The following is a 22,729-nucleotide window of genomic DNA, read 5'->3' as shown; positions in this document are numbered from 1 at the left end:
GTTTTAACAAAACTTACTCTCTTACTCATTACGTCGGAAACCACCGCCACCATTCCCCTGGCCGCGCTGGAAATTGCCCTGCCCACGGGTGCGTTGCTGGAAGGGGTCATTGGGGGGCGTTGTCCCTGAATTGAATCGGCGTATGTTGTAGACGAAGCTGATCATGAAATAGCGATTCAGGACACGGCTCCGCACTTCTTCGGTATAGGTATCGGTTACGTTTCGAACGATGCTCTGATTCTGATTTAGCAGGTCGAATGCCTGAAACCGTATTTCGCCCTGATTCTGCTTGAACAACTGCCGCGATAGTGTAGCGTTCCAGAGCGTATACGACTGGTTGTAGCTGGCCGAACTTCCTCCGTAATGGTTGTAATACACATCTGTAGAAAAAGTGAACCGAAGTGGCAGTTGATAGAAAATATCCAGCGTGGCCGTCTGGTTCAGGAAGGTTGTATTCTGCTGGGGCTGTAACGAATACTTGGCCGATTGCAGGTTGACGTTGCCCGCAATATTCAAATCCAGTTTTTCCGAGAAGTTTGAACTCAGCCGTACACCCTGTCCAATCAGGAAATTTTTAGCCTCGTTGGGCTGGTTGTTCACAAAACTTAGCCCCTTGTTGTAGGTCAGGTTAGTATTAAGGTTCAGGTTTGTTTTCTGCGTACCAAATTTAACCGGCTGTCCCCACACCAATGAGCCATTGACCGTGTAGTACCCATTGGTATTGACCGGCCGGGTTGTCTGAGCTCCATTTGGCGCGAACGTCGTTGAATTAACAATCTTGTTATCCGTTCGGCTCCCACTGATGAATACAAATAGATTCCGGAACGTTGCCGCGTCGAAACGATTGAAATTCAGCGTAAGGTTATGGCTGTATTCGGGTTGAAGGCCTGAATTACCCAGTTGAATATTCAATGGATTTGTGTTGATGGGTACCTCCTGTAACTGGCTTACCGAAGGGGCATTCATACGGGTACGGTAGTTGAACCGTAACGTGCGCTGTTTCCCGAAGTTGTAGGTAAACAACGCATTGGGCAGAATATTCGAAAACGACTTATTTACACTTCGATCCCGGTTGCTGAGGTTATCAGAATTCAGGCTTGCCTGTTGTGCATCGACCCCAAGGGCATAGGTATATTTCAGGCGTTTAGTTTGCCAGGTCAACCCGCCCCGGTTGGTTACGTAGTCGTTTATGAAATTATTACTCAGTAATGTATTCGGCAGGTCATACTGGTTTGTGGTTCCATTAAAATCGTTAACAGCCCGGTTCGAGGTGTTGTGGTTGTCGGACAGGTTGTAGTGAAACTCCAGCGTTTGTCGAAGTGAGAGCGGCTCGGTATAGCTCACATTGATCGTATTGGTCATAGACCGAGTCTGCTGGTTGTTCCGCTGATCAATCCTTTGGGTTGTAATACCCGTTACTGTATCTCTTGTGACAATGCCCGTAGTTAGACTTGTCGAAGCGCCGTTGAACGCACCATTGTACTGATTCAGCGACTTGTTGAATCCCTCGTTATCCTGGTTATTAGACGAAATGGTCCAGTTCACCGAAAATGTCCGTCCTTTTTTACGGAACTTCCGCATGAACAATAACTGATTGCTTCCCGTAAACCCATCCCCCGTCGAGTTGTAATTCGTTTGGCTAGTATTGGCCATCACGCCCTCACTCGTCTTTGTATTGGCTTCACTATGGTTGCTGTAGGACGAATTCAGCCACGATAAACTCGGAATCACCCGGATCGTCGTCAGCGTATCGAGCCGATAGTCGAACCGAAGATTGAATCGATTATTGGTGTTCGTATTATCCGAACCGTTGGTCTGATCGCGGATAAACCCGGCATCCGACCGCGTGGGCGTCGTGCTGCCTGTACTGGGAATTACATTGACCCGGTGGCTACTCTGATCGGTAATAGTGTTGGTATTGCTGATGTTATAGCTGCTCACAACATCTATTTTCTTGCCCCAGCCATCGCGGTAGTTGATTCCCCCCGCCCACGACGACGTAATGGCACTGCTACCAACCTGACCACCACCACCAAAGCTGCCGCCCCCGGCTCCACCCCGCACCACGTTGCTACCTCCGCCACCGCCCTGGCCCTGCCCAGCGCCACCGAAGCTATTGCCCAACCCTAAATCCTGTGCGGTAAAGCCCTGCTGGTTAATGTTGTTGGCCATCCCCAGCATCGAAATCTGTCGGCCATTATTAAACTGGTTCAGGCTCAGACGAGCGGAATAACGGGCATCATCGCCGGGTTTGGGCCCAGCCGCAAGCGACTGTTGACCAAAAGTGCCCTTGCGTTTATCACGTTTGGTTGTGATGTTGATGGTTTTTTCGCGGTCGCCATCGTCCACACCCGAAAATGCCGATTGCTCGGATGACTGGTCAAACAATTGTACTTTATCGATAATATCGGCAGGCAAGTTCCGGGTAGCCATTTTGGGATCATTTCCGAAAAAAGGCTTTCCGTCGACCAACACTTTGGTTACTGTTTGCCCCTGTGCCTTGATGGCTCCATCGCGGTCGACTTCAACGCCAGGAAGTTTCTTGAGCAATTCTTCCACTTGCGCATTGGGGCGGGTTTTAAACGAACCGGCATTGAATTCCAGGGTATCGCCCTTCACTGCAATGGGCGCTTTCTCACCCTGTACGGATACTTCCATCAGGGTTTGCGACTGCGCGACAATGTCAATCGTTCCTGCATCAACGGTATGGTCATTGGGCGTGATGGCCACCCGTTTGACGCGACTCCGATAGCCTACGTACGTGACCAGCACACGATATTGGCCTTCGGCTATTTTCGAAAACACAAACTTGCCATCGCCATCGGTAATCCCAAACGATACCAGCGACGAATCTTTGGCCTGCATCAGCGATATGGAGGCTTCCATTAACGGCTTGCGAGTGACAGAATCGACAACAACCCCGCTGATGGTCCCCGTCGACTGGGCAAAGGCCGAGGTAATGAATAATGTACAAAGAAAAATGAATACGGTAGCAAATAGAAATCGCTTCAGAGGTACTTGAGAAGTGTTCATTTTACAGTTGAGACCACAAATACAGTCCATTATACATTGTTCATTGTCCATTATTCATTCTATAACTAGTTGTTACTCCGCTGAAACGGCATGTTCTGCATCATTCGTTGGCGGAAATCGGCCATGCCTTTCCGGCGAATCTGTTCCATTTCTTCGGCAGAAACCACTTTTGCCTCTTTAGGCGGCTGAACAGATGCTTCGGCAACGCTTTCCGTCGATACGCCAGTTGCCTTATACGATTCCGTATCGGACTCGATCAATAATACCACGCCCTGAGGAGGTGTAAGGTCGGATACGGGCGAATACGTAAATGGTAAATCCGTTGTATACCAGATTGTATACGGCATTTTTCGATGCGTAGCCGTGGCTTTATGGCAGACATACCCCGCAATTTTCTTCGTTTTTTCACTGGTTTGCCAATCAGTTGCAGCTGGCATAGGGCGGTCAGTTCGGTAGGTGGTCGTGACCGAATCTTTTTTTACAGTCAGCACATCGATCCGCTGTTTATTCGTCAGGTCCAGGTATGTCTGTTGCTCAAATGGGAAGTTCATTCGCATATCACCACGCGGACGATTAGGCCGTTCACCACCGGGAGTACCGTTTCCATCGGGAGCGCCATCGCCCATTTGCCGACGAAACATCATTGGTCCCTGCTGTCGATCCCGTTCCTCTTTAGCCATTGAACCGGAAAACACCAGTTTCTGCGTAAACGATATGGTTTCGGGAAGCCCTTCCGGGGCATCAGGAGCCCCGGAAGGGCTTCCCGGACGAACCTCCTGGCCGTTGATGACCATCCGCATTTGCGAACGATCGATCTGACGCATTCCTTCGTATGTAATCTTGCCCGATGTAGGGGCAGTGGTCTGTGCCAACACTGCGGTCGTGGTCAGCCCGGTAAGTAATAGGGTGAAAATACCTGATTTCATAGTGCAATGAGGGTTTCTGATTGTAAACGTTGCATAATTTTTTCAACTAGCAGTCCAAATCTCGTTAAAAGGGGTTTATTAAGTGCTGAGTCGGTAATTTTACCCGTCGAATGTCATATGTTATGAGTCCGCAACGAATTGTCTCACTGGTACCTTCGCAAACCGAACTACTATTTGATCTTGGGCTGGACAGCGCGATAGTGGGCATTACTAAATTTTGTATTCATCCAGCTAATAAAGTTACGAGCAAGACGATTGTCGGTGGCACTAAAACCCTGAATAACAACAAAATTCGAGACTTATATCCAGACCTCATCCTTGCCAATAAAGAGGAAAACAGCCGAGAGCAGATTGAAGAATTACAACAGCACTACCAGGTTCATGTAACGGATGTGGTTACGGTATCGGATGCGCTGGCGATGATACGTGAGGTAGGTACTTTGGTTGGTAAAACGCAGGAAGCAACCGACCTAGCCCAACAGATTGCTGATAGGCTTTGCCCAGTTCCTGATCCGTCGGTCAAGCGGGTTGCTTATCTGATCTGGCGAAATCCATATATGGTGGCAGCCGAGCAGACGTTCATTCATTCCATGCTGGCAGTAGCCGGTTTTTCCAATGCATTTTCGGATCGCCTACGCTACCCCGAAATAGCGGCCTATGATATTCAGACAGCCAGACCCGACCTGATCTTCTTATCCTCTGAGCCGTACCCATTTGCAGAAAAGCATATTGCTGAACTACAGGCCATCTGTCCAAATGCTCGAGTGGTGCTGGTTGATGGCGAACTGTTTTCCTGGTACGGTAGCCGACTGTTACGGTCGTCCGACTATTTTAGGAACTTGCGTACCGAACTGGCTGCGTCTAAACCATAGTACCTACTAGCCTACAAAGGAAATGGCTTTTATTCGCAACGAGACCCGGCATCGCCAATCATTGATTATTGCTGACGAACGTATTTCCTGCTACATGACCACTACTAACGACACGCTTTCTGTTGCATCCATCAATCTGATTTTGTTTGCTGTTCGACAACAGGGGGTTGATACGGAGCCACTCATTCAAACGATTGGAATCACACCTGAGCAACTCCGTGACCCCGACGGACGCGTATTTATCTGGCAGATACAGACCCTATGGCAGGAGATTGTTCGTGTTACAGGCGATCCCTCCATTCCGCTGAAACTGGGCGAACTAGTTAATCCCGTGGCCGTTGGTGTACTGGCCTATGTGATGATGCACAGCCCTACATTAGGCCGGGCGCTGGAAAAACTTTGTCATTATCAGGATATTGCCTGCGAAGGAGTTGCCACCACCGGGCAACTAACTGGCAATCAATATATTCTATCGTTACGAATCACCAGTACCGATATTCGATACCCGGATTATACCTACAATTCCGAACTGTCGGTCTATCTGGCGGCCATGCGGGCGTTGACAGGGATCACTATAACGGCAAAGGAAATTCAATTTGCCTATCCGCGTCCCATCGATATTCGGGAGCATGAGCGGGTATTTGCCCCCGCGAAACTCTCCTTCGATGCCCCTGAAACAGTCATGATTCTCGATGCCTCTCTGCTCGACCTTCCTATCTTAAATGCCAGCCCAACTCTGTCGGCGCTATTTGAGAAGCATGCCAAAGATTTACTCGACAAACTAAAAACACCAACCATCAGCAGCCGGGTCAAAACAGAAATTGTCACGATCATGAAAGGCGAAGAACCTACCCTGGCTACCGTAGCCGACCGATTGGCCATGGGCATTCGGACTTTGCAGCTACGGCTGAAAGAGGCAGGTACCTCTTACCAGCAATTACTCGATGAAACTCGGAAGGAACTGGCGGTTCGGCACTTGCGTGAACCCAATCTCAGTACTACCGATATTGCTTACCTGCTCGGTTTTGCTGAACCCAGCGTCTTTTTCCGGTCGTTCAAAAAATGGACAGGCCAAACGCCGGGAGCTTTCCGAATGGCCTCGTAACGTGTTACAGATCTCCCAGACTGGTATGTTTGAAACTATCGAAGTATTTCAGGCCGTAACCCATCGTTCGGTCCATGCTTGAATGGGCAAACAAAATAACCCCGGCCAGCATCAACTGCTGATTACCCAACATCAGCCCTACCAGCCCAATCGCAATCCCCAAACCTTTGTGGTGCACGATATTGTATAGAACAGCTCCAATAGCCGGATTAACCAGATAACCAATCATGCTGATGTCTGGCACCAAAATCAGGGCAGGAAACCACCACCAGGCAAAATTTAGTCGAGAAAATAAATAAATAGCGGCCAGGAATTGAATCAACTCTTCTGATTTCAGTAAGGTCTTCATTGGTTTGTGTCTCTTTAGTACATGACAAAGGTCCGACGAACACCAAAATCGGTCGCTGACAAAGCACGCAATTCCACTGACCTTTCACGAAAAAATGAAGGCTGGCAGCCCTAGTAGACTAACAAATAAGTTCTGAGTTAGCAGAATACGATAACTTATTAAATTTGGCAACACTTATCAGAAAAGTTGCGTAACCGTGAGTAGCATTACTTACCAGAACAAGCCTATATTGTGAAACACTGTTTACTCTTCTTGTTTCTGTTTTGTCAACCCATCTGGGCACTTGCTCAGATTATTGAGATTGACACCAGTGAAACGGCCCCACCGCCTATCCGCCGGAACGTACTCACTGACGACCCGGAACAACGTTCCACTTTGCCCCGATCAAGTACCAGCCGAACCGCAAGTGGCCGACAGTCCGATTATTTACTACTTCATCAGCTTCGTGAAATTCAAACCTGGTCTGTGGCTATAGAAGGTGGCTTTCGGAGCGATGCCAGTAATCTAACAAACACGTTCAATCGACTGGTTAGCAGTGCTACTCAGTTTAAAGGTGTCTGGAGCGTACTGGCAGGATACACATATCGGAATGCCTGGGCAGTCGAAACAGGCTATGCGCGGGCTCCCATTCATCTGAACATCACCATTGCAAATGGAAGCCAGCCCCTGGTGTTTACGTATCAGAATAGTGGAAGTGGTATTCCGGTGCGGCTAAAACGCCGGATTGGCTCTGGTAAAAAAGCCGAAAATGGTACAGGTTTCTGGGTTACAGGTGGCGCCTGGCTTATTCCTAATGGCACGAAACAACTGGACGACTTCAAACTAATCGGGTATATTTATGGGGGTCGTAACAACCGTATCGATACCCTCCGGCTCGACAACATAACCAGTACAAACCAGATTACCGGGCTTGCAGAGGCAGGTTTCGAGTACAACGTGCGCTTATCCTCTTCGCTAGAACTAGGGGGTTATTTACGAAAATTTTGGGGGCTTGGTGATGCCCTTCGATCCGATATGATTTATTCGGTCAACAAATCCTCTATTCAATACGCATCTGCTACGGCCAATGGCACTGGCTGGGGATTTGGTATGTCACTTCGGTACATATATGGCAAGCAGCACGAACTAAAGCAGGAACGAGATCGATAGCACCGTAAGCCTACTCAACCAGTTTTTTTACGTCAAGTACCCGAATGTTATTCGCACTGGCTTTTTGAAGAGTGTCTGTCGAATAGGTCGACAGCCGGACGTTTTCCTGCATATCCGCCCGCTTTTGGATATGTTGTTCAAGATATCGGTCGAGGTGTTTACCTTCCAGTCCATAGCTAAAGAAGAGAGAAACCCGTTCGCCTTGCTGCTCGCGAAACAGAAAGTCGGGCAGGCGATTTTCAAGCCCAACGTGCAGCGGTAGATTAGTAAGCACTTTCATCCGCCGGGCATTTCCGCTATGTAGAGTCCGCATGTTCCAGACGACAATATCCCCCGCGCGGGTGTCGGCAAATACATCGGCCCCATCGGCTGCGTTATGGCTACCAGCCTTAAAGCGAATGCCGCCACTGTAGGTATCGTGATTCTGCAAATAAATACCAAACCGGATGAGCGGATACGGGCCATCCCAATCAGTTCCCTGTCCAAACTGATACCGATCAATATTATCACGGTGAAAACCACGGGTTCCGGTGCCAATCTGATAGGTACTGTCGGAGAAGTAAACGGGCGTATCGCCCAGAAGTTCGGTAGCAATGGCTACAATTCGTGGATCATAAATTACCCAGCCCAGCTTCTCCTTACTCAACAAATCACCTTTTACGGAAGCAGCCTGCTTTACCTGTTTAACGAGGCCTAGTTTCTGCTGTTGGTCTCGATAGGTATAGGCTGCCTGCCGCAATTGGGTTACTTCATCGGGTGTAAAAATGTTCCGAACGATAAGATACCCCTGTTCATCAAATTGCTCCCGGCGTGTCATCATATTATTTAGCCCAAAACGGCATTCACTTTTTTACCTAACGTTATTTATGAGAGTTTTTCTCGTAGAATCTGTAAAATCAATTCCTGACCAGCTACCAATTTTTCCTGATTCACTTTAAGTTCTTCGTAAGCTTTTGTTAACTGACCTTGTCCTATTTTTAAGATTTCCTGGCCAATTCGCAATTCATCATAATTTGCCTCTATCCGTTCTTGACCAATTCGTAATCCATCATAATTTGCTTCTATCCGTTCCTGACCTAGGCGTAATCCATCATAGTTTGTCTCTAATCGTTCCTGACTTAGACGCAATCCATCATAGTTGGCCTCTAATCGTTCCTGTCCAAGTCGAAGTTCATCATAGTTTACCTCCAACCGTTGCTGACCAAGTCGAAGTTCATCGAAGTTTTCGTTTAAGCTCTTCTGTTCAAGTCGAAGCTCATCCTGACCAGCTTGCAATATCTCCAATTGTTTTTGCGTGGTAACGGTTAGATTTGCTAACCCACTGGCTGTAAGCTCTCCTGTTTTTTTTACCTGGTCGAGTTCACTTTTTGTATTGGTAGCCAATTCAACAAGCTGGCCTTGTCCTTCGATCAAGCGATCAATCTTCTGAAGTGAATCAGCCATTAGTGGCTCCAACTGATCAAGTCTACGATTAGGGGTCATTTAGCGAATATAATTAGTAAAGCGTCGGGCAATATACCTATTCGCAATATACACAACAAGAATTTAGCAACCAATACAAACCTAAATGCATACTTAAAAACACGCTACCCGTCTATAATAAGTCTGGAAGCAGTCTGCATCCCAAAACTTTTGCGCCTATCGTGTATCCGTCAGTTGGCTATCTGGCCTGCTGAGACAAACTCAACGGTAGCCACTCGGGCCATATCATCCCAGAAACTAGGATACGATTTAGCAACTACGCCCGGTTCTTCAATGATAATTTCTTCCCGCATGGCTACAGGTGCAAACGCCATAGCCATCCGGTGATCGTCGTAGGTCTTGATGATGGCTGGAACCGTGTGTGTCTGGTCCATTCGTCGAACTTCATACCGATGGTTAGTCTCTATTTCAACTAACTCGGCGCCAATTTTTTGTAATTCAGCCTGTAGAGCGGCTACCCGGTCGGTCTCTTTGATTTTCAGACTTTCGATACCCGTTAGTCGTAGCGTAATTCCTTTTACAGCTGCACAAACCGCCACCGTCTGCGCCAGGTCAGGGCAATCGGTAAAATCCCAGGCCAGCGACTCAGCAGCCGGGCGTTTGGTGAGCCGAACGCCCTGTTCTGTAAACGTGCTTTCGACACCTAACAATCGCATAATCGACACAATAGCACTGTCGCCCTGCAACGATTTTGGTTTTAACCCCAACAGGAAGATCTCAGCCGTTTCGTCAAGCGCTAAAGCTGCTACGCTATACCAGTAACTGGCTCCCGACCAATCCGACTCGATAGTATAGTTTGTAGGGGTATACGGCCTGGGAGCTACAGTAATCGTTTTCGAATCCCAGTCAGCCTGCACATCGGCCCCGAAGCAGATCATTTGCTCCAGTGTCATTTCAATGTACGGACGCGACCCGATAGCCCCGGTCAATTCCAGGGTCAGCCCATTGGGCAAGGTAGGAGCAATCATCAGCAAGGCCGAAATATACTGGCTACTTACATCACCCCGAATTTGCACTCGGTTGGTATCCGAAGGCTTAAACCCATTCAATTGCAGCGGAGGATAGCCATCTTTGTTCAAATAGGTAATATCGGCACCCAGGGTTCGCAACGCATCGACCAGAATACCAATGGGCCGTTCACACATGCGCGGGGTACCCGTCATCGTTTTACTCTGTCCAGTTGCTGCAAAATACGCCGTCAGAAAACGCATTGTCGTACCTGCATCCAGTACATCGGCGGTATTGTCATCCGATTTCAGCAACCGAATCATCGTTTGTGTATCGCGGGCGGTCGACAGGTTATGCAGATCCGATTGAAAGCCGGTCAGGGCATCAATGATCAGTGCACGATTACTTTCACTTTTCGACGAAGCCAATGGAATTGTAGCCTGGACAAGACCAGGGCTGGTTAGGCTGGCAGGAGGAGTTAAACGAGCAGCGTTCAAGCAGTTTATTGTTTAGAATTTTCAGTTTATGCTAGGCGAATACAAAACTTCGTGTGTTAGCCCACCATAAACTGAAAACCGTAAAAGAATTTATTCACAAAAAAACGAAAAATCGGGTAGATTCCGGCCATCATTTGTCTGTAATACGAAGTAAAAGCTCCATCCTTACATGAATCAGTTTGTTAATGCGACCGTCTTTACTGGCGATGAATGGCTTACCAATGCAACCGTCCGCGTAGAAAACGGCCGGATTCAGGAAATTACAACAGCCGACAATATTTCTACCGATATAACGTCCAGCATCGATCTGGCTGGCGATTATCTTATTCCTGGCCTCATCGATCTTCAATTATATGGCGGTTCGAATCTGTTCTTAAACGAAGTGCCGACCCCGGATACGGTTCGGCATATTTATAATTCGCATGCCCAAAATGGCACGACCACACTCCTGCCAACCATTCACTCAACCTCGCTGGCTGTTATGCAACAGGCGATGGCAGCCGTAGCGGTTGCCCGAGACGAAGACCCATTTGGGGTACCGGGGCTGCACATTGAAGGGCCTTATTTCAACCCTGTCAAGCGGGGAGCCCATAGCATGGCGTATGTACGAACGCCCGCCGAAGGTGAACTGGAAGCTCTGTTCAGTACAAATGCCGATATCATCCGTATACTAACACTGGCTCCTGAAATTTTTTCGCCTGAGCAGTTTGAGACCATCAAGCAGCTGAAGCATCCTAACACGCTACTTTCGCTGGGCCATAGTAATGCCACATATGAGCAGGCTACAGCCGCCTTCGACAATGGTGTGCCGCTTTCTACGCACCTGTATAATGCCATGCGAGGTTTCGAAAGTCGAGAGCCGGGTGTTGTCGGGGCCGTATTCGACCATCCTACTGTTCGGGCCAGCATCATTGCAGACAGCTACCATTGCAATCCCACCACCATCCGCATTGCCTACCGATTGCTTGGCGAACGATTATTTCTTATTTCGGATGCTCTATTCGCCAATCCCCCCCGCCCTTCGTTCACCTTAGGCCAGTTTGTCGTTCATTATGAACCAGATAGCAACGGCCCAGGGCGTTATGTCAACGATGAAGGTAATCTGGCAGGTTCCGCTATAACGCTGATCGACTGCGTTCGGATAGCGGTTGAGCAAGCGGAGATTCCATTGACCAATGCGCTTCGCATGGCTTCAACGGTTCCAGCCGACATTATCGGCATGGGTCATCAACTGGGAAAGATTCAGCCAGGGTACGTCGCTAACCTGGTACGGACAGATCAATCACTCCACACAAAAGGGGTCTGGACCCAGGGTGTAGCTATCCGTTGAGGGCTGTACCCTACCCTTTCCTCTCTAATAATCTAACGTTACTCTCGAACGGTAGCTGGCTCAGATAAACCCCATCTTGCACAGCTATTTTTCGGGGGTAATTTGTTTTAGTTGAACCACTGCGCTTACGGTTTATCAAGTAAGTATAAATACGGATATATATAAAACAGACAAAGGAAAAATAGAAGCTATATAATTTTCTGTTGTACTATTTATATAATTCAGTATTATATTCTATATTTACACTTGACAACGTTATTATAGTTTGTAATTTCGACTAAGTACAACAAAATATACTCTCAAATCGCGCAATAGAATTCTAATTGAGAGGCACTCTATCAAAGAAGCTATTAGCCAGAAACTAACTCGTAGTCGATACGCTATAGCCTGATTTCAATAGTAATTTTTCGCCTTCTGTATGGGTCGTAAAAGCCCTGTCAGGTTGTGTATTGTCTTGTCGTTAAAACTAAGTATTACTTACCGTTCAACTTATCAATATGATGAAACCGTACGAATCAATCAGCGGATACACAACAGGCCGAAGATATTCTCCTGGAATTCTACTTTATCGGTCGCCAACCGGCCTGACAATGGGGCGATCTGAGGTGCGACACTCCACTAAGCAGCACATGGCCAATTTAAGCCAACAACACCCCTCCGAATCTCATCGACAACGAAGCTGATTTCTCCTTCTCGTTCACCACTACAGCTATATTCTTTTTAAAGCCAGACAGTTACAGGGTGTACTTCCACACTGACTGCCTTACTTCTGCGCTTTTCTACTCCTTATCCGTGGATTATCCAATCTAACTTTTCATCAATAATTATGAAACAAAAGAGACTTCTACTTCATGTACTACCAGTGCTAGTTACCATGTTGGCACTGGTAACTCTAGTGCCAATAACAACATTGGCTCAGACCCGAAAGATAACCGGAAAAGTCACCTCCAGCGGCAATACCGAAATTTTACAGGGCGTCAATGTCCTGGTGAAAGGCAATAGTCGCAAAGGCGCTATTACAGATGCTCAGGGTATGTTTTCGGTAGACGCTTCGCCGAGTGATGTATTGGTTGTTAGCTTTATCGGCTTCAAATCCAAAGAGATAAAAGTAGGCGATCAAACCAATATTAACGTATCGCTCGACGAGGATGCCACCCAACTGACCGAGCTAGTCGTAACGGGTACACGCAATACAGGACGAACCATTCTGGAAACACCTGTTCCCGTGGATGTCATCTCGATTAAAGACATTATGGGCGATCTTCCCCAAATTGACCTGGCCCAGATGCTTGCCTTCGTTGCTCCTAGCTTCAACGCGGTCCGAAATCAGGGGGGCGACCTCGACTCCCACGTCGATCCGGTACAGCTACGAAATATGGCCCCCAACCAGATTCTGGTACTCGTCAATGGCAAACGGCGGCACACATCGTCGCTCCTGATCGGAACAACAGCCGTCGGTAGTCCTTCCACATCGGTCGATATGATGACCATACCAGCCGCTTCAATTGATCGGGTCGAAATTCTGCGCGATGGCGCAGCCGCTCAGTACGGTTCGGATGCCGTTGCCGGGGTGGTTAACATTATTCTTAAAAAAGGGACGAATAAATTAACAAGTAGCCTGACGGGTGGTGGCTATCTCAACTCAGGCGGGCAGGCTGGCGATCTGACGAAGGCGGGCAAACCCGATGGCTTCAACTACCAGTTCGATGCAAACTATGGCTTCAAGATTGGCGACAAAGGCTTTCTGAACCTGACAGGCCAGATCACCCAGCGTCGGCCAACCATTCGTCAATTTGTAAACGACTGGCAAATCTATGACAATACGTACCTAAATAACCTGCGTACGGACAAATATGGCCGTCCCATTATTACCAATCCCGAACTGGTTAATGCACAGGCAACTGGCAATACAACCTTAGCCACTAGCCTGAAAACAGAATCGGGTTTACTGAGCGCCCGTGGGCTTACTCCCTCTGATTTTTCGGTATATGCGGGTATGCCCGGTATCACGATGGGCTCGATGTTCTACAACGCAGGCTATGAAATCAACGCCAATACGACACTCTACAGCTTCGGAGGCATGTCGTACAAATACCTGAAGGGGTTCTCCTGCTACTACCGTCGCCCGGCTCAAACGGATCGATTCAACTACCTGCTCTATCCCAACGGCTTCCGGCCGCAATTGATCACCAATACAGCCGATATATCCAACACAGTCGGTATCCGCAGCAAACTGGGCGAGTTCAGCGTCGATTTCAGCAACACATTCGGTCGGAATACCTCGCTGATTAGCATGACCAATACCTTCAATGCGTCGATTGGTGCCAACTCGCCGGTCGATATGAACATTGGCACGAACCAGTTCACCCAGAACTCTACCAACCTTGACTTCTCCCGGTATTTCAAGGGAGTTATGAACGGCCTGAACGTCGCGTTTGGTGCGGAGATGCGGGTTGAAAACTACAAAATCATCAAAGGTCAGGAAGAGAGCTACACCTACGGCGACGCGGGCATTCTAACCGCTACGCAGGCAGGGTTGCTGGTTGGCCCAAATGGGTTACCGTTGCAGAATGAAGCCGCTCAGCCGATTGTTGGGGCCGATGGGAAACCGTTGTCAGTCTTTGCCGGTCAACAAATTACGGTCAAAAACTTTGCAGCCAACTGCCAGTGTTTTTCTGGATTCGGGCCTAAAGATGAACGTAACGCATTCCGAACAACGATGGCGGCTTACCTGGATACGGAGCTTGAGCTAACTCAGAAACTCTTGCTGGCGGCTGCCGTACGGATTGAAAACTATTCTGACTTCGGCGGAGTAGCGATCGGTAAATTAGCCGCCCGGTACAACATCGCCAAGAATCTCACTGTCCGGGGCTCTATTGCCTCAGGCTTCCGGGCTCCTTCGTTGCAGGAGTTGAACTTCACGCACACAACTACAGCTTTCATTCCCGATGCTAACGGAGTTCCTCAACCCCTCGACGTTACCACTTATGCAACCAATAGTACAGCCGCACGCGTGCTGGGCATCAAAGGGCTAAGCCAGGAAAACTCCCGGACGTATGGGTTAGGGCTAACCTACCAGCCTACACGGGGTTTTGAGGTCACTGTAGATGCCTATCAGATTGATGTTGATAACCGCATTTTCCAAACCAGCTTCTTTAGTGCCGAGGAAGTAGGCAATCACTACGATGAGGTAATCGGTGCTGGTCAGGCTCAGTTCTTCGTCAATGGGGCCAATGTGCGTTCCAAAGGTCTTGAACTGGTTGGCAATTACACCCAGAATCTGTCCCGCAACAAAAGCCTCACCTACAGCCTGGCAGCCATTTTCAGCAAGAACAGCATACTAAGCCGGAATCCACCCAGCCTGAAAGTAGAGAATCTTACCCCCGATCAGGTAGTCGAAAAATACCTTAGCCGGGATGTGATTGGTCAGTTCGAAACCGGAACACCCCGCACCAAACTTATTGGCTCAGTGATGTTTCGGCAAAACAAATGGGATGTCATGTTACGCGGCACTTATTATGGGAAAATTACAGCCCTTTCTGTATCGGCCGACGATAAGGGGAATTACTACGATCAGACCTTTAAACCCCAGACGATCTTCGACCTAAGCATTGGCTACGCTGTAAATAAAAATCTGAAATTCTCTATTGGTGGCAGCAACATTCTGGACCAGTATCCAGAGATCCTTCGTCCTGAAAACCGTGGTTTTTATCTGTACTCCAACTACCAGCAAGGGTCAAATGGTGCCTATTACTATGGCCGTGTGTCATTCAACCTTTAATGTATCCCGACTATGAAACACCTTGTTTATTTCTTTCGCTCAATGCCTGCTGTAGGTCTTTTGTTTGCACTGCTTGTACTATCAACCTCCTGCGAACAGGAAAACTATGAGCCCATCTATAATACGGCTTCGGGTGGTGGCACACTGACTACATATAAGGCGTATACCCTGGCTTCGACGGATGGGAAAAATATTTATGGGCGTGTTGTCTTTTATAAATACAATACATCGGTTACGCTGGTAGAAGTTGGTCTGTACAACACCGCAACCGGCACATCGTATTCATCCTCGATCTTCCAGGGCAAACTATCAACCGCATCGACTACATCGCTGAAAACGCTGGACACCATCAACGGAGCCACTGGCATATTCTCCAGCAACAAGTACTTCACAATCAATGAAGCGGGCTTCTATGATAAGCTGAGTACATACGATGCCAATGTGAAGATAATGCAGGGCACAACACTGGTAGCCAGTGGCAATATCGGCGTTAATGCAATGCCAGTTGCACAATCGTAAGGTTCGTTTTCAATACGCTCAAAGCACCACATCGATAACGTGTAGGTTAAGAATTTTTCCGCAAAATGTGTTTTTTAATAGCTCTGGATTCTTTTCCAGAGCTATTTTCGTATACAGCCCTACCGACAAAAAACTGTCAATCTACTGGCGTTACTACGGCCGATACTGGTTATACGAATCATCTCAATCCATAGTCTAGTTGGGTTGGTAAATGCTTAATTCATCCTTTCCTACCTGCTCGCGACTCACTAATTTCCCTTGTACAACAGGCGCTTTTATACCTTTCCCCATCAAGCCAGGACTGCGAAATACGCGCATCTCATCCCAAACACCCTCGTCCATAAACGATTGCAACAGTGCCGCTCCGCCCTCGACAAGAACCGATTGAATACCTCGTTGGCGAAGGTCCTGCAAGGTGTGGTTGAGTGATGGAGTGATGGCGTAGTCGAGCGGAAAAAGGGCTGTATCTGCGTTGTGTTCTTCTGGTTCCGATTCGAGACTCCTGTTTACGCTTTGATGATACACGATCGTCGGCTGAGAACCGTCGAATAGATGAAGATCAGCAGGTAAGATCAGGTTGCGGTCCAATACAATGCGAACAGGATTTTTACCGGGCCAAAGGCGGGTATTGAGCTGAGGATTGTCGTTGCAGGCGGTATTGGTACCCACCATAATGCCATCTTCTTCACTCCGCCACCGATGCACCAGCCGATGGGCCAGATTCCCACTGACCTTGACAGGCTTACTACCTTCCCCCCCAAGGAACCCGTCGGTTGTTTCGGCCCATTTCAGGATGATATAGGGACGTTTCTTTTCAAAAAAAGTAAAAAAGCGGGCGTTCAACTGACGGCCCAGTTCGTTCATAACCCCTGTTTCGACCTGAATACCCGCAGCACGAAGCCGAGCAAAACCCTGACCAGCCACGAGCGGATTAGGATCATCATTACAGCAAACGACCCGACCAACCGCTCGTTCGATCAACAAATCGGCACAGGGGGGCTGTTTACCGTAATGCGAGCAGGGCTCCAGCGTTACATAGGCAGTACTTTCGGGCAACAGATGGGTATCCTCTGGCCGAACCGACAGGATGGCGTTGCGCTCGGCATGCGCTTCGCCGTATCGTTGGTGCCACCCCTCTCCTATGATTCGGGCGAAGGGAATGTCAACTTCTCCTTTTCGATCATGTACGATTACACAGCCAACCATTGGGTTAGGGCTCACCCAACCACGACCCAGTGTAGCCAGTTCGAGCGCACGGCGCATAAATGGGTTTTCCATAAACTGTAAACCGAATATCATAAACTTCCCTATTTTTGGCAAAATTACCTGATAGAACCCAATGGCCACCGCCAAACCTCTATACGACCGACTCAGCAAGAACATTACGGCTTACCCGCCCGAAGAAGCGCGGGAAATGGCGTTCATGTTACTCGACCATTATTTCGGACTACGCAAAACGGATGTCCTGACCGATAAACCACTCCCGCCAAACCGCACGGAACCCGACTGGTTTAAAATTCTGGAACGCCTTAATCGCCAGGAACCCATTCAGCATGTTATTGGTACGACGATCTTTTGTGGATTAGAGTTCGAAGTATCGCCTGATGTACTCATTCCAAGACCTGAAACCGAAGACCTGGTTCGGCTTATCATGCACGATTTTGCCGACCGGACCGACGATGTGCCGATCGTGGACATTGGTACTGGTAGTGGGTGTATTGCCATCACCCTGGCCCGGTTTCTCCCCCAATCTGTTGTAACGGGTTGGGATGTTTCGGCCGAAGCGTTAACACTCGCCCACCGTAATGCACAAAACCTGAAAGCGGATGTACAGTTCGAGATTCAGGACATTCTGGCCGTTTCTTCCGACTTTAGCCGACGGTTTGATTGCGTTGTCAGTAATCCGCCTTATGTGACACGCTCCGAAGCCGCTGTCATGGACCGGAACGTACTCAATTACGAACCCGATCTGGCCTTATTCGTCGATGACAATGATCCGCTGGTTTTCTATAAAGCTGTAGCGGATTTCTGCACACGCCATCTCACTAAAGATGGGGCTTGTTACGTTGAAATTAATGAGCGTTTCGGCGAAGCTACCCGGCAGGTATTTGCCGATCGGGGATTCTCCAACATACAGGTGTACAAAGATATTCACGGCAAGGATCGCAGTATCCGGGCTACGTTTTAGTTTATATGTTTACAGCCCACGGTTTACGGTGAGCAGGTGTGAAACCGTTAATGCGTCAGCCCACCGTAAAACCGTAAACTGAAAACAATAAAAGATGCAATCGACCACTTCATTTAGTTACCATACAAAAATCCGCGAGGTATTCGGCGAGATGAGCAAGGTCGTAGTTGGGCAGGAACGCCTGCTCAACCGCCTGCTGATCGGCCTGTTTACAGGTGGTCATATTTTATTGGAAGGTGTTCCCGGTCTGGCAAAAACACTCACGATCAATACACTCGCCAAAGTTCTTGAACTCGACTTCCAGCGTATACAGTTTACGCCTGACCTACTCCCTGCCGATCTGATCGGCACGATGATTTTTAATCAGAAAACGGCTGAATTCGAAGTAAAGCAAGGGCCTATTTTTGCCAATCTGATTCTGGCCGACGAGGTCAACCGATCTCCCGCCAAAGTGCAATCGGCTCTGCTCGAGGCCATGCAGGAAAAACAGGTAACCATTGGCGAAGAAACATTTGTACTCGACCGACCCTTTCTGGTACTGGCTACCCAAAACCCGGTCGAACAGGAAGGGACTTATCCACTGCCCGAAGCACAGGTAGACCGCTTCATGATGAAAGTCTTTGTCGATTATCTCAACAAAGACGACGAGCTGGAGGTGATGCGCCGAATGTCGAACCTCAATTTCGATTATGAAGTACAGCCAGTACTGGGAAAAGAAGAGTTGAGTGCCATTCGAAATGAAATCAATAGCATCACGATTTCGGAAACCCTGGAGCGGTACATCATCGAACTGGTTTTTGCAACACGACGCCCCCTGGAGTATAATCTACGTGACGAAGCCCGCTACATTCAGTTCGGCGTGTCGCCACGGGCTACTATTTATCTGAACCTGGCTGCCAAAGCCCTCGCGTATTTCGACCGGCGCGATTATGTCCTTCCTGAGGACATTAAAGAAGTGGCCCCCGATGTGTTCAATCACCGCATCATGCTCAATTACGAAGCCGAAGCGGATGGTGTTACCACCTTACAGGTCATTGATTCCATACTCCGAAAAGTAGCCATTGGACGGTAATCAAGAGCGAAAGAGTGAGATTTCAGTAATCAATTTTAGCTCTGTTCGCTCTTTTTACTCGTTCACCCTTTAATCAATGAAGCCAACGTACCTTTTTTTATTTGTCGCCCTGATATTCATTGGAGGGTTATGGCTTTATGGTACGTTTATAAAAACACCCCGACCTCTGCATCATCCTCCGGCAGGTACAACCTCACCGGGCAGTCGCAGGGTCGAGAAAACCGATGAAGAATGGAAGTCGCTATTAACAAGAGCACAATACCACATCACACGCGAACGAGGGACCGAATGGCCTAATAGCAGCGAACTAAACCATGAACATCGAACCGGAACGTATGCCTGTGTCTGTTGTCGTAATCCCCTATTCTCATCAGCCACCAAATTCGATTCGCATACGGGCTGGCCAAGTTTTTACGAACCCATTGTCCCAAACGCCATTTACACCGAACCCGATGGCAACCGAACGGAAGTGCGCTGTTCGGTCTGTGATGCCCACTTGGGTCACGTATTCAACGACGGCCCCGATCCAACCGGGCTTCGGTATTGCATGAACGGCGTAGCGCTGACGTTTATACCAACTAAATAATTTGAGCACTATAGGATATTCATATTATTTAGAGTACTAGATTTGAGAAAATTCGCAATTCGCGAATCGCGAATCATGAAAAAGCACAATGGAATGCGGCCACAGGATATAGTAGTCCTGTTGAAGATTGACGCCCACCGACAGAAAAATACGGCTGGGCAGTGGGACGTAAGACGTCCACTCTTACAAAAAAACTTAGCTACAGAACTAGGCATTAGCTCCTCGGAAATAACCGAGTCTCTAGCTAGGTCTGCCTTTGCAGGTTTGTATGATTTAGATCAAAAAGCCGTGTTGAAACAAGCTTTTTTCGAGTTTTTACAACATGGGTTAAAATATGTTTTTCCACAGCAACCGGGCGCGTTGGTGAGGGGTGTACCAACTGCCCATTCGGCTAAACCCTTAGCTGATATAATCCAATCAAGTGAACCGTATGTATGGCCAAGTGCCGATGGCCCCGTTCGAGGGCAGGCTATTGAACCTCTTTACCCTACTGTTGTTCAGGCTATTAGCATAGACCCAACCTTGTATGAACTCTTGGCGCTGGTTGACTCGATCAGGGTAGGTAAAGCGAGAGAGGTAAACCTGGCAGTAAACGAACTCCAAAAACGATTACTGACAAACGAATGAGCCATCTTATCAACCTGACCCGTCTACGCACTGTTGCATCAGCCTTATCAGAACTAAATGAAAAGGTCGTTTTTGTTGGTGGAGCCGTCGTAAGTCTTTACTCTCCTAACGCAGCATCAGAAGAACCCCGACCAACCAACGATATAGACCTTATCATAGAAGTGACTACCTATACTGAATTTAGTGGCCAAATTGAAGAAAGGCTACGTCAGTTAGGTTTTGTTAATGATATAGAATCAGGAATAATCTGCCGTTATCGAATCCAGGGGATAATTGTAGATATTATGCCTACCGACGAAAACGTGTTAGGATTCAGCAACCGATGGTATGGCGAAGGCCTTCTAACGGCAATTAATTATCCAATCAGTGAACAACAGTCTATACGAATTCTCTCCGCCCCTTACTTTATTGCAACCAAACTTGAAGCGTTTAACTCATTTAGGCATGGGCAAGACCCAAGAAAGAACTCTGATTTTGAAGATCTTATCTATGTGTTCGATAATCGGGAAAGCCTTTTGGGTGAGATTTATACATGCCCAGAATCTGTCCGCTCATATCTACAAACGGAATTAAAGAGATTATTAAAAGACCCCAGTGTCTACGAAAATATTAATAGTCATCTGGAACGCACGACGGCCAGTCAACGAACCAAGCGTATGCTTACAATCTGGAATGAGATCGTGGCATTGTAGATACACTGAACAATATCAGAACTGGAAATAGATAAACTGGTTGGATGAGAAGACGCCGAACAGATAGGTAACGAACGTAATAACCGTAAACAGCAGGACAAACTGAACCGTATTCCGCGTTGGAATGGAAAATACAAAGGCCTCTTTAATGAGCAGAAAAACGATCAGAAAGAGACTGAACCACATTTCGACAGCATTCATAGGGCTATGAATGACATCACTGAAAGACAGTGTACCAATTCGCCCCAGAATCATAAACGCATCACCCACGCTCCGCGCTCGGAAAAACACCCACGTCAGCATAATCAGTACGAACGTAATAAGCGTATTGATAACCACCCGCACGGGCGACTTCCGACTTTCCCGATCATTAACGGGCGAGGTAACCAAACTGGGTTGTGTACGCGAGAAGCCCAGCTTCGACAGAAGTTTATCCCGCAGCACCGCCAGAATTTGATACACGCCATTTAATCCACCCCAAATAACATACGTCCAGTTGGGGCCGTGCCAGAGACCACTAGCCAGGAACACAATCAGCATGTTCAGGTATTGCCGAAACTCACCTTTCCGGTTGCCCCCCAGCGGAATATAGAGGTAGTCCCGAAACCAGGTCGACAGCGAAATATGCCAGCGTCGCCAGAACTCCGAAATCGACTGGGCAATGTAAGGCGTTCGGAAGTTTTCCATAAGTGTGAAACCCATAACGCGGGCCGCTCCAATCGCTACATCTGAATAGCCCGAAAAGTCACAATAGATCTGGAAGGTATAAAAAAATGTGGCCGCCAGCAGTGTCAGCCCATTTTGTTCCGACGGGTTACCGTACGCATAATCGACCAGCATGGCCAACCGATCGGCAATGACCAGCTTTTTGAATAACCCAAAGGCCATTTGCATGAGTCCGGCCTTTACATTTTCAGCATCGTAGGCAAAGGTTTTATGGAATTGCCACAGGACGTTCTGTGGGCGCTCGATGGGCCCAGCCACCAACTGGGGGTAGAACATAACGTAGAGCGCGTAAATGCCAAAATGTCGCTCGGCTTTCTGGTTCCCCCGATACACTTCAATCGTATAGCTCATGGCCTGAAACGTATGAAACGACAAACCGATGGGCAGAATACTCATGTTGTCTTTGTAGGACGAAATACCGCTTTTACCGAATATATGTAACACTTTTACAAACACCCGATTGGCTCCTGCCGTCACGGTTTCGGCAATATGTGGCATATCCAGAAAGTCGAATAAACCGGCAATGTTTTCGGTAAAAAAACCGAGGTATTTAAAAAAGGCCAGAATCCCAAGGTTCGAAATCAGCGACAGAATAAGCAGCCAGCGCCGGGAACGCCCACTCGACCGTTCAATCCAGATACCGGCGATGTAGTCAATGACAATGGTCAGAAACAGAATCAGGATATACGACGGCTGGAAAACCATGTAGAAATAACAACTGGCTACCAGCAACAATATCCATCGCCCCTGCCACTTCAGACTGAAATAGCTCAGGGTAACGACTATAAAAAACAGTAAAAACTGTAGTGAATTAAATAGCATCCGTTCTACCGTTACGGTTTAGGGC

Annotated in this window: 19 protein-coding genes; 11 read left to right on the top strand and 8 right to left on the bottom strand. The window is 48.0% G+C overall.

The features are described from left to right. Positions 1–21 precede the first annotated feature (21 nt). Together BGO59_RS13575 and BGO59_RS13570 are read right to left on the bottom strand one after the other, a co-directional pair. The gene (locus BGO59_RS13575; RefSeq protein ID WP_293684153.1) at positions 22–3,033 is read right to left on the bottom strand and encodes an outer membrane beta-barrel protein; all 3,012 of its coding nucleotides are present in this window, start codon (positions 3,031–3,033) and stop codon (positions 22–24) included. Positions 3,034–3,098: 65 nt separating this feature from the next. After that, complete coding sequence (locus tag BGO59_RS13570) at positions 3,099–3,959, bottom strand: GLPGLI family protein (protein ID WP_293684152.1); 861 nt, start codon at positions 3,957–3,959, stop codon at positions 3,099–3,101. A 122-nt stretch (positions 3,960–4,081) separates the two neighbouring features. On the opposite strand from BGO59_RS13570, the gene BGO59_RS13565 reads away from it, so the two are divergent. Together BGO59_RS13565 and BGO59_RS13560 are read left to right on the top strand one after the other, a co-directional pair. Further along, entirely contained in the window at positions 4,082–4,831 is a 750-nt protein-coding gene (locus tag BGO59_RS13565; protein WP_293684151.1) for a helical backbone metal receptor, read from the top strand. Positions 4,832–4,853: 22 nt separating this feature from the next. Next, complete coding sequence (locus BGO59_RS13560) at positions 4,854–5,936, top strand: AraC family transcriptional regulator (protein WP_293684150.1); 1,083 nt, start codon at positions 4,854–4,856, stop codon at positions 5,934–5,936. A 4-nt stretch (positions 5,937–5,940) separates the two neighbouring features. Here the strand turns inward: BGO59_RS13560 and BGO59_RS13555 are convergent, their stop codons facing one another. Continuing rightward, on the bottom strand, positions 5,941–6,285 hold the full coding sequence (locus tag BGO59_RS13555; RefSeq protein ID WP_293684149.1) for a DUF4260 domain-containing protein: 345 nt from the start codon (positions 6,283–6,285) through the stop codon (positions 5,941–5,943). A gap of 231 nt (positions 6,286–6,516) precedes the next feature. On the opposite strand from BGO59_RS13555, the gene BGO59_RS13550 reads away from it, so the two are divergent. Continuing rightward, positions 6,517–7,434 (top strand): hypothetical protein, encoded by a 918-nt coding sequence (locus BGO59_RS13550; protein WP_293684148.1) that lies wholly within the window; start codon positions 6,517–6,519, stop codon positions 7,432–7,434. Between the two features lie 10 nt (positions 7,435–7,444). On the opposite strand, the gene BGO59_RS13545 is transcribed toward BGO59_RS13550, so the two are convergent. From BGO59_RS13545 to BGO59_RS13535, 3 genes are all read right to left on the bottom strand, one after another. Further along, entirely contained in the window at positions 7,445–8,254 is an 810-nt protein-coding gene (locus BGO59_RS13545) for a phytanoyl-CoA dioxygenase family protein (RefSeq protein ID WP_293684147.1), read from the bottom strand. Between the two features lie 44 nt (positions 8,255–8,298). Beyond that, on the bottom strand, positions 8,299–8,877 hold the full coding sequence (locus BGO59_RS13540) for a hypothetical protein (RefSeq protein WP_293684146.1): 579 nt from the start codon (positions 8,875–8,877) through the stop codon (positions 8,299–8,301). Between the two features lie 209 nt (positions 8,878–9,086). After that, complete coding sequence (locus BGO59_RS13535) at positions 9,087–10,361, bottom strand: 3-phosphoshikimate 1-carboxyvinyltransferase (RefSeq protein ID WP_293684145.1); 1,275 nt, start codon at positions 10,359–10,361, stop codon at positions 9,087–9,089. A gap of 169 nt (positions 10,362–10,530) precedes the next feature. Here BGO59_RS13535 and nagA point away from each other — a divergent pair, with 169 nt between their 5' ends. From nagA to BGO59_RS13520, 3 genes are all read left to right on the top strand, one after another. After that, positions 10,531–11,691 carry an N-acetylglucosamine-6-phosphate deacetylase gene (nagA, locus tag BGO59_RS13530; protein ID WP_293684144.1) on the top strand — a complete coding sequence of 387 codons (1,161 nt, stop codon included), beginning with the start codon at positions 10,531–10,533 and terminating at the stop codon, positions 11,689–11,691. 895 nt (positions 11,692–12,586) lie between these two features. Further along, complete coding sequence (locus BGO59_RS13525) at positions 12,587–15,472, top strand: TonB-dependent receptor (protein ID WP_293684143.1); 2,886 nt, start codon at positions 12,587–12,589, stop codon at positions 15,470–15,472. A 12-nt stretch (positions 15,473–15,484) separates the two neighbouring features. Continuing rightward, positions 15,485–15,991 (top strand): hypothetical protein, encoded by a 507-nt coding sequence (locus tag BGO59_RS13520; RefSeq protein ID WP_293684142.1) that lies wholly within the window; start codon positions 15,485–15,487, stop codon positions 15,989–15,991. Between the two features lie 195 nt (positions 15,992–16,186). On the opposite strand, the gene ribD is transcribed toward BGO59_RS13520, so the two are convergent. Beyond that, positions 16,187–17,269, bottom strand: coding sequence for a bifunctional diaminohydroxyphosphoribosylaminopyrimidine deaminase/5-amino-6-(5-phosphoribosylamino)uracil reductase RibD (gene ribD, locus BGO59_RS13515; RefSeq protein ID WP_293684141.1), 1,083 nt, complete (start codon positions 17,267–17,269; stop codon positions 16,187–16,189). A 61-nt stretch (positions 17,270–17,330) separates the two neighbouring features. Between ribD and prmC the strand changes: the two genes are divergently transcribed. The 5 genes from prmC (at position 17,331) to BGO59_RS13490 (ending at position 21,156) form a co-directional block, all read left to right on the top strand. Next, positions 17,331–18,179 (top strand): peptide chain release factor N(5)-glutamine methyltransferase, encoded by an 849-nt coding sequence (prmC, locus tag BGO59_RS13510; protein WP_293684140.1) that lies wholly within the window; start codon positions 17,331–17,333, stop codon positions 18,177–18,179. Positions 18,180–18,273: 94 nt separating this feature from the next. Then, positions 18,274–19,251 carry an AAA family ATPase gene (locus BGO59_RS13505; protein WP_080057038.1) on the top strand — a complete coding sequence of 326 codons (978 nt, stop codon included), beginning with the start codon at positions 18,274–18,276 and terminating at the stop codon, positions 19,249–19,251. 76 nt (positions 19,252–19,327) lie between these two features. Beyond that, on the top strand, positions 19,328–19,837 hold the full coding sequence (msrB, locus tag BGO59_RS13500) for a peptide-methionine (R)-S-oxide reductase MsrB (RefSeq protein WP_293684139.1): 510 nt from the start codon (positions 19,328–19,330) through the stop codon (positions 19,835–19,837). A 75-nt stretch (positions 19,838–19,912) separates the two neighbouring features. Then, positions 19,913–20,464 carry a hypothetical protein gene (locus BGO59_RS13495; RefSeq protein ID WP_293684138.1) on the top strand — a complete coding sequence of 184 codons (552 nt, stop codon included), beginning with the start codon at positions 19,913–19,915 and terminating at the stop codon, positions 20,462–20,464. Continuing rightward, positions 20,461–21,156 carry a nucleotidyl transferase AbiEii/AbiGii toxin family protein gene (locus BGO59_RS13490; protein ID WP_293684137.1) on the top strand — a complete coding sequence of 232 codons (696 nt, stop codon included), beginning with the start codon at positions 20,461–20,463 and terminating at the stop codon, positions 21,154–21,156. The genes BGO59_RS13495 and BGO59_RS13490 overlap by 4 nt, the downstream gene beginning before the upstream one ends. 15 nt (positions 21,157–21,171) lie before the next feature. Here BGO59_RS13490 and BGO59_RS13485 read toward each other — a convergent pair whose 3' ends face one another. Continuing rightward, a complete protein-coding gene (locus BGO59_RS13485) occupies positions 21,172–22,704 on the bottom strand; it encodes an MBOAT family O-acyltransferase (protein WP_293684136.1) in 1,533 nt (510 codons plus the stop codon). Between the last annotated feature and the right edge of the window lie 25 nt (positions 22,705–22,729).

Source organism: Spirosoma sp. 48-14, assembly GCF_001898575.1.
In the GTDB taxonomy this organism is placed as follows: Bacteria; Bacteroidota; Bacteroidia; order Cytophagales; family Spirosomataceae; genus Spirosoma.
Note: the sequence above shows the minus strand (reverse complement) of the source record. Positions and strands in the feature narration are given on the sequence as shown.

What these genes read in the sequence shown, in the direction of transcription:
- BGO59_RS13485 (WP_293684136.1), bottom strand. Translation starts at nt 22,704, where the DNA reads ATGCTATTTAATTCACTACAGTTTTTACTGTTTTTTATAGTCGTTACC.
- BGO59_RS13495 (WP_293684138.1), top strand. Translation starts at nt 19,913, where the DNA reads ATGAAAAAGCACAATGGAATGCGGCCACAGGATATAGTAGTCCTGTTG.
- BGO59_RS13575 (WP_293684153.1), bottom strand. Translation starts at nt 3,033, where the DNA reads ATGAACACTTCTCAAGTACCTCTGAAGCGATTTCTATTTGCTACCGTA.
- msrB (WP_293684139.1), top strand. Translation starts at nt 19,328, where the DNA reads ATGAAGCCAACGTACCTTTTTTTATTTGTCGCCCTGATATTCATTGGA.
- prmC (WP_293684140.1), top strand. Translation starts at nt 17,331, where the DNA reads ATGGCCACCGCCAAACCTCTATACGACCGACTCAGCAAGAACATTACG.
- BGO59_RS13555 (WP_293684149.1), bottom strand. Translation starts at nt 6,285, where the DNA reads ATGAAGACCTTACTGAAATCAGAAGAGTTGATTCAATTCCTGGCCGCT.
- BGO59_RS13560 (WP_293684150.1), top strand. Translation starts at nt 4,854, where the DNA reads ATGGCTTTTATTCGCAACGAGACCCGGCATCGCCAATCATTGATTATT.
- BGO59_RS13505 (WP_080057038.1), top strand. Translation starts at nt 18,274, where the DNA reads ATGCAATCGACCACTTCATTTAGTTACCATACAAAAATCCGCGAGGTA.
- BGO59_RS13520 (WP_293684142.1), top strand. Translation starts at nt 15,485, where the DNA reads ATGAAACACCTTGTTTATTTCTTTCGCTCAATGCCTGCTGTAGGTCTT.
- BGO59_RS13570 (WP_293684152.1), bottom strand. Translation starts at nt 3,959, where the DNA reads ATGAAATCAGGTATTTTCACCCTATTACTTACCGGGCTGACCACGACC.
- BGO59_RS13490 (WP_293684137.1), top strand. Translation starts at nt 20,461, where the DNA reads ATGAGCCATCTTATCAACCTGACCCGTCTACGCACTGTTGCATCAGCC.
- BGO59_RS13545 (WP_293684147.1), bottom strand. Translation starts at nt 8,254, where the DNA reads ATGATGACACGCCGGGAGCAATTTGATGAACAGGGGTATCTTATCGTT.
- BGO59_RS13540 (WP_293684146.1), bottom strand. Translation starts at nt 8,877, where the DNA reads ATGGCTGATTCACTTCAGAAGATTGATCGCTTGATCGAAGGACAAGGC.
- ribD (WP_293684141.1), bottom strand. Translation starts at nt 17,269, where the DNA reads ATGGAAAACCCATTTATGCGCCGTGCGCTCGAACTGGCTACACTGGGT.
- BGO59_RS13565 (WP_293684151.1), top strand. Translation starts at nt 4,082, where the DNA reads ATGAGTCCGCAACGAATTGTCTCACTGGTACCTTCGCAAACCGAACTA.
- nagA (WP_293684144.1), top strand. Translation starts at nt 10,531, where the DNA reads ATGAATCAGTTTGTTAATGCGACCGTCTTTACTGGCGATGAATGGCTT.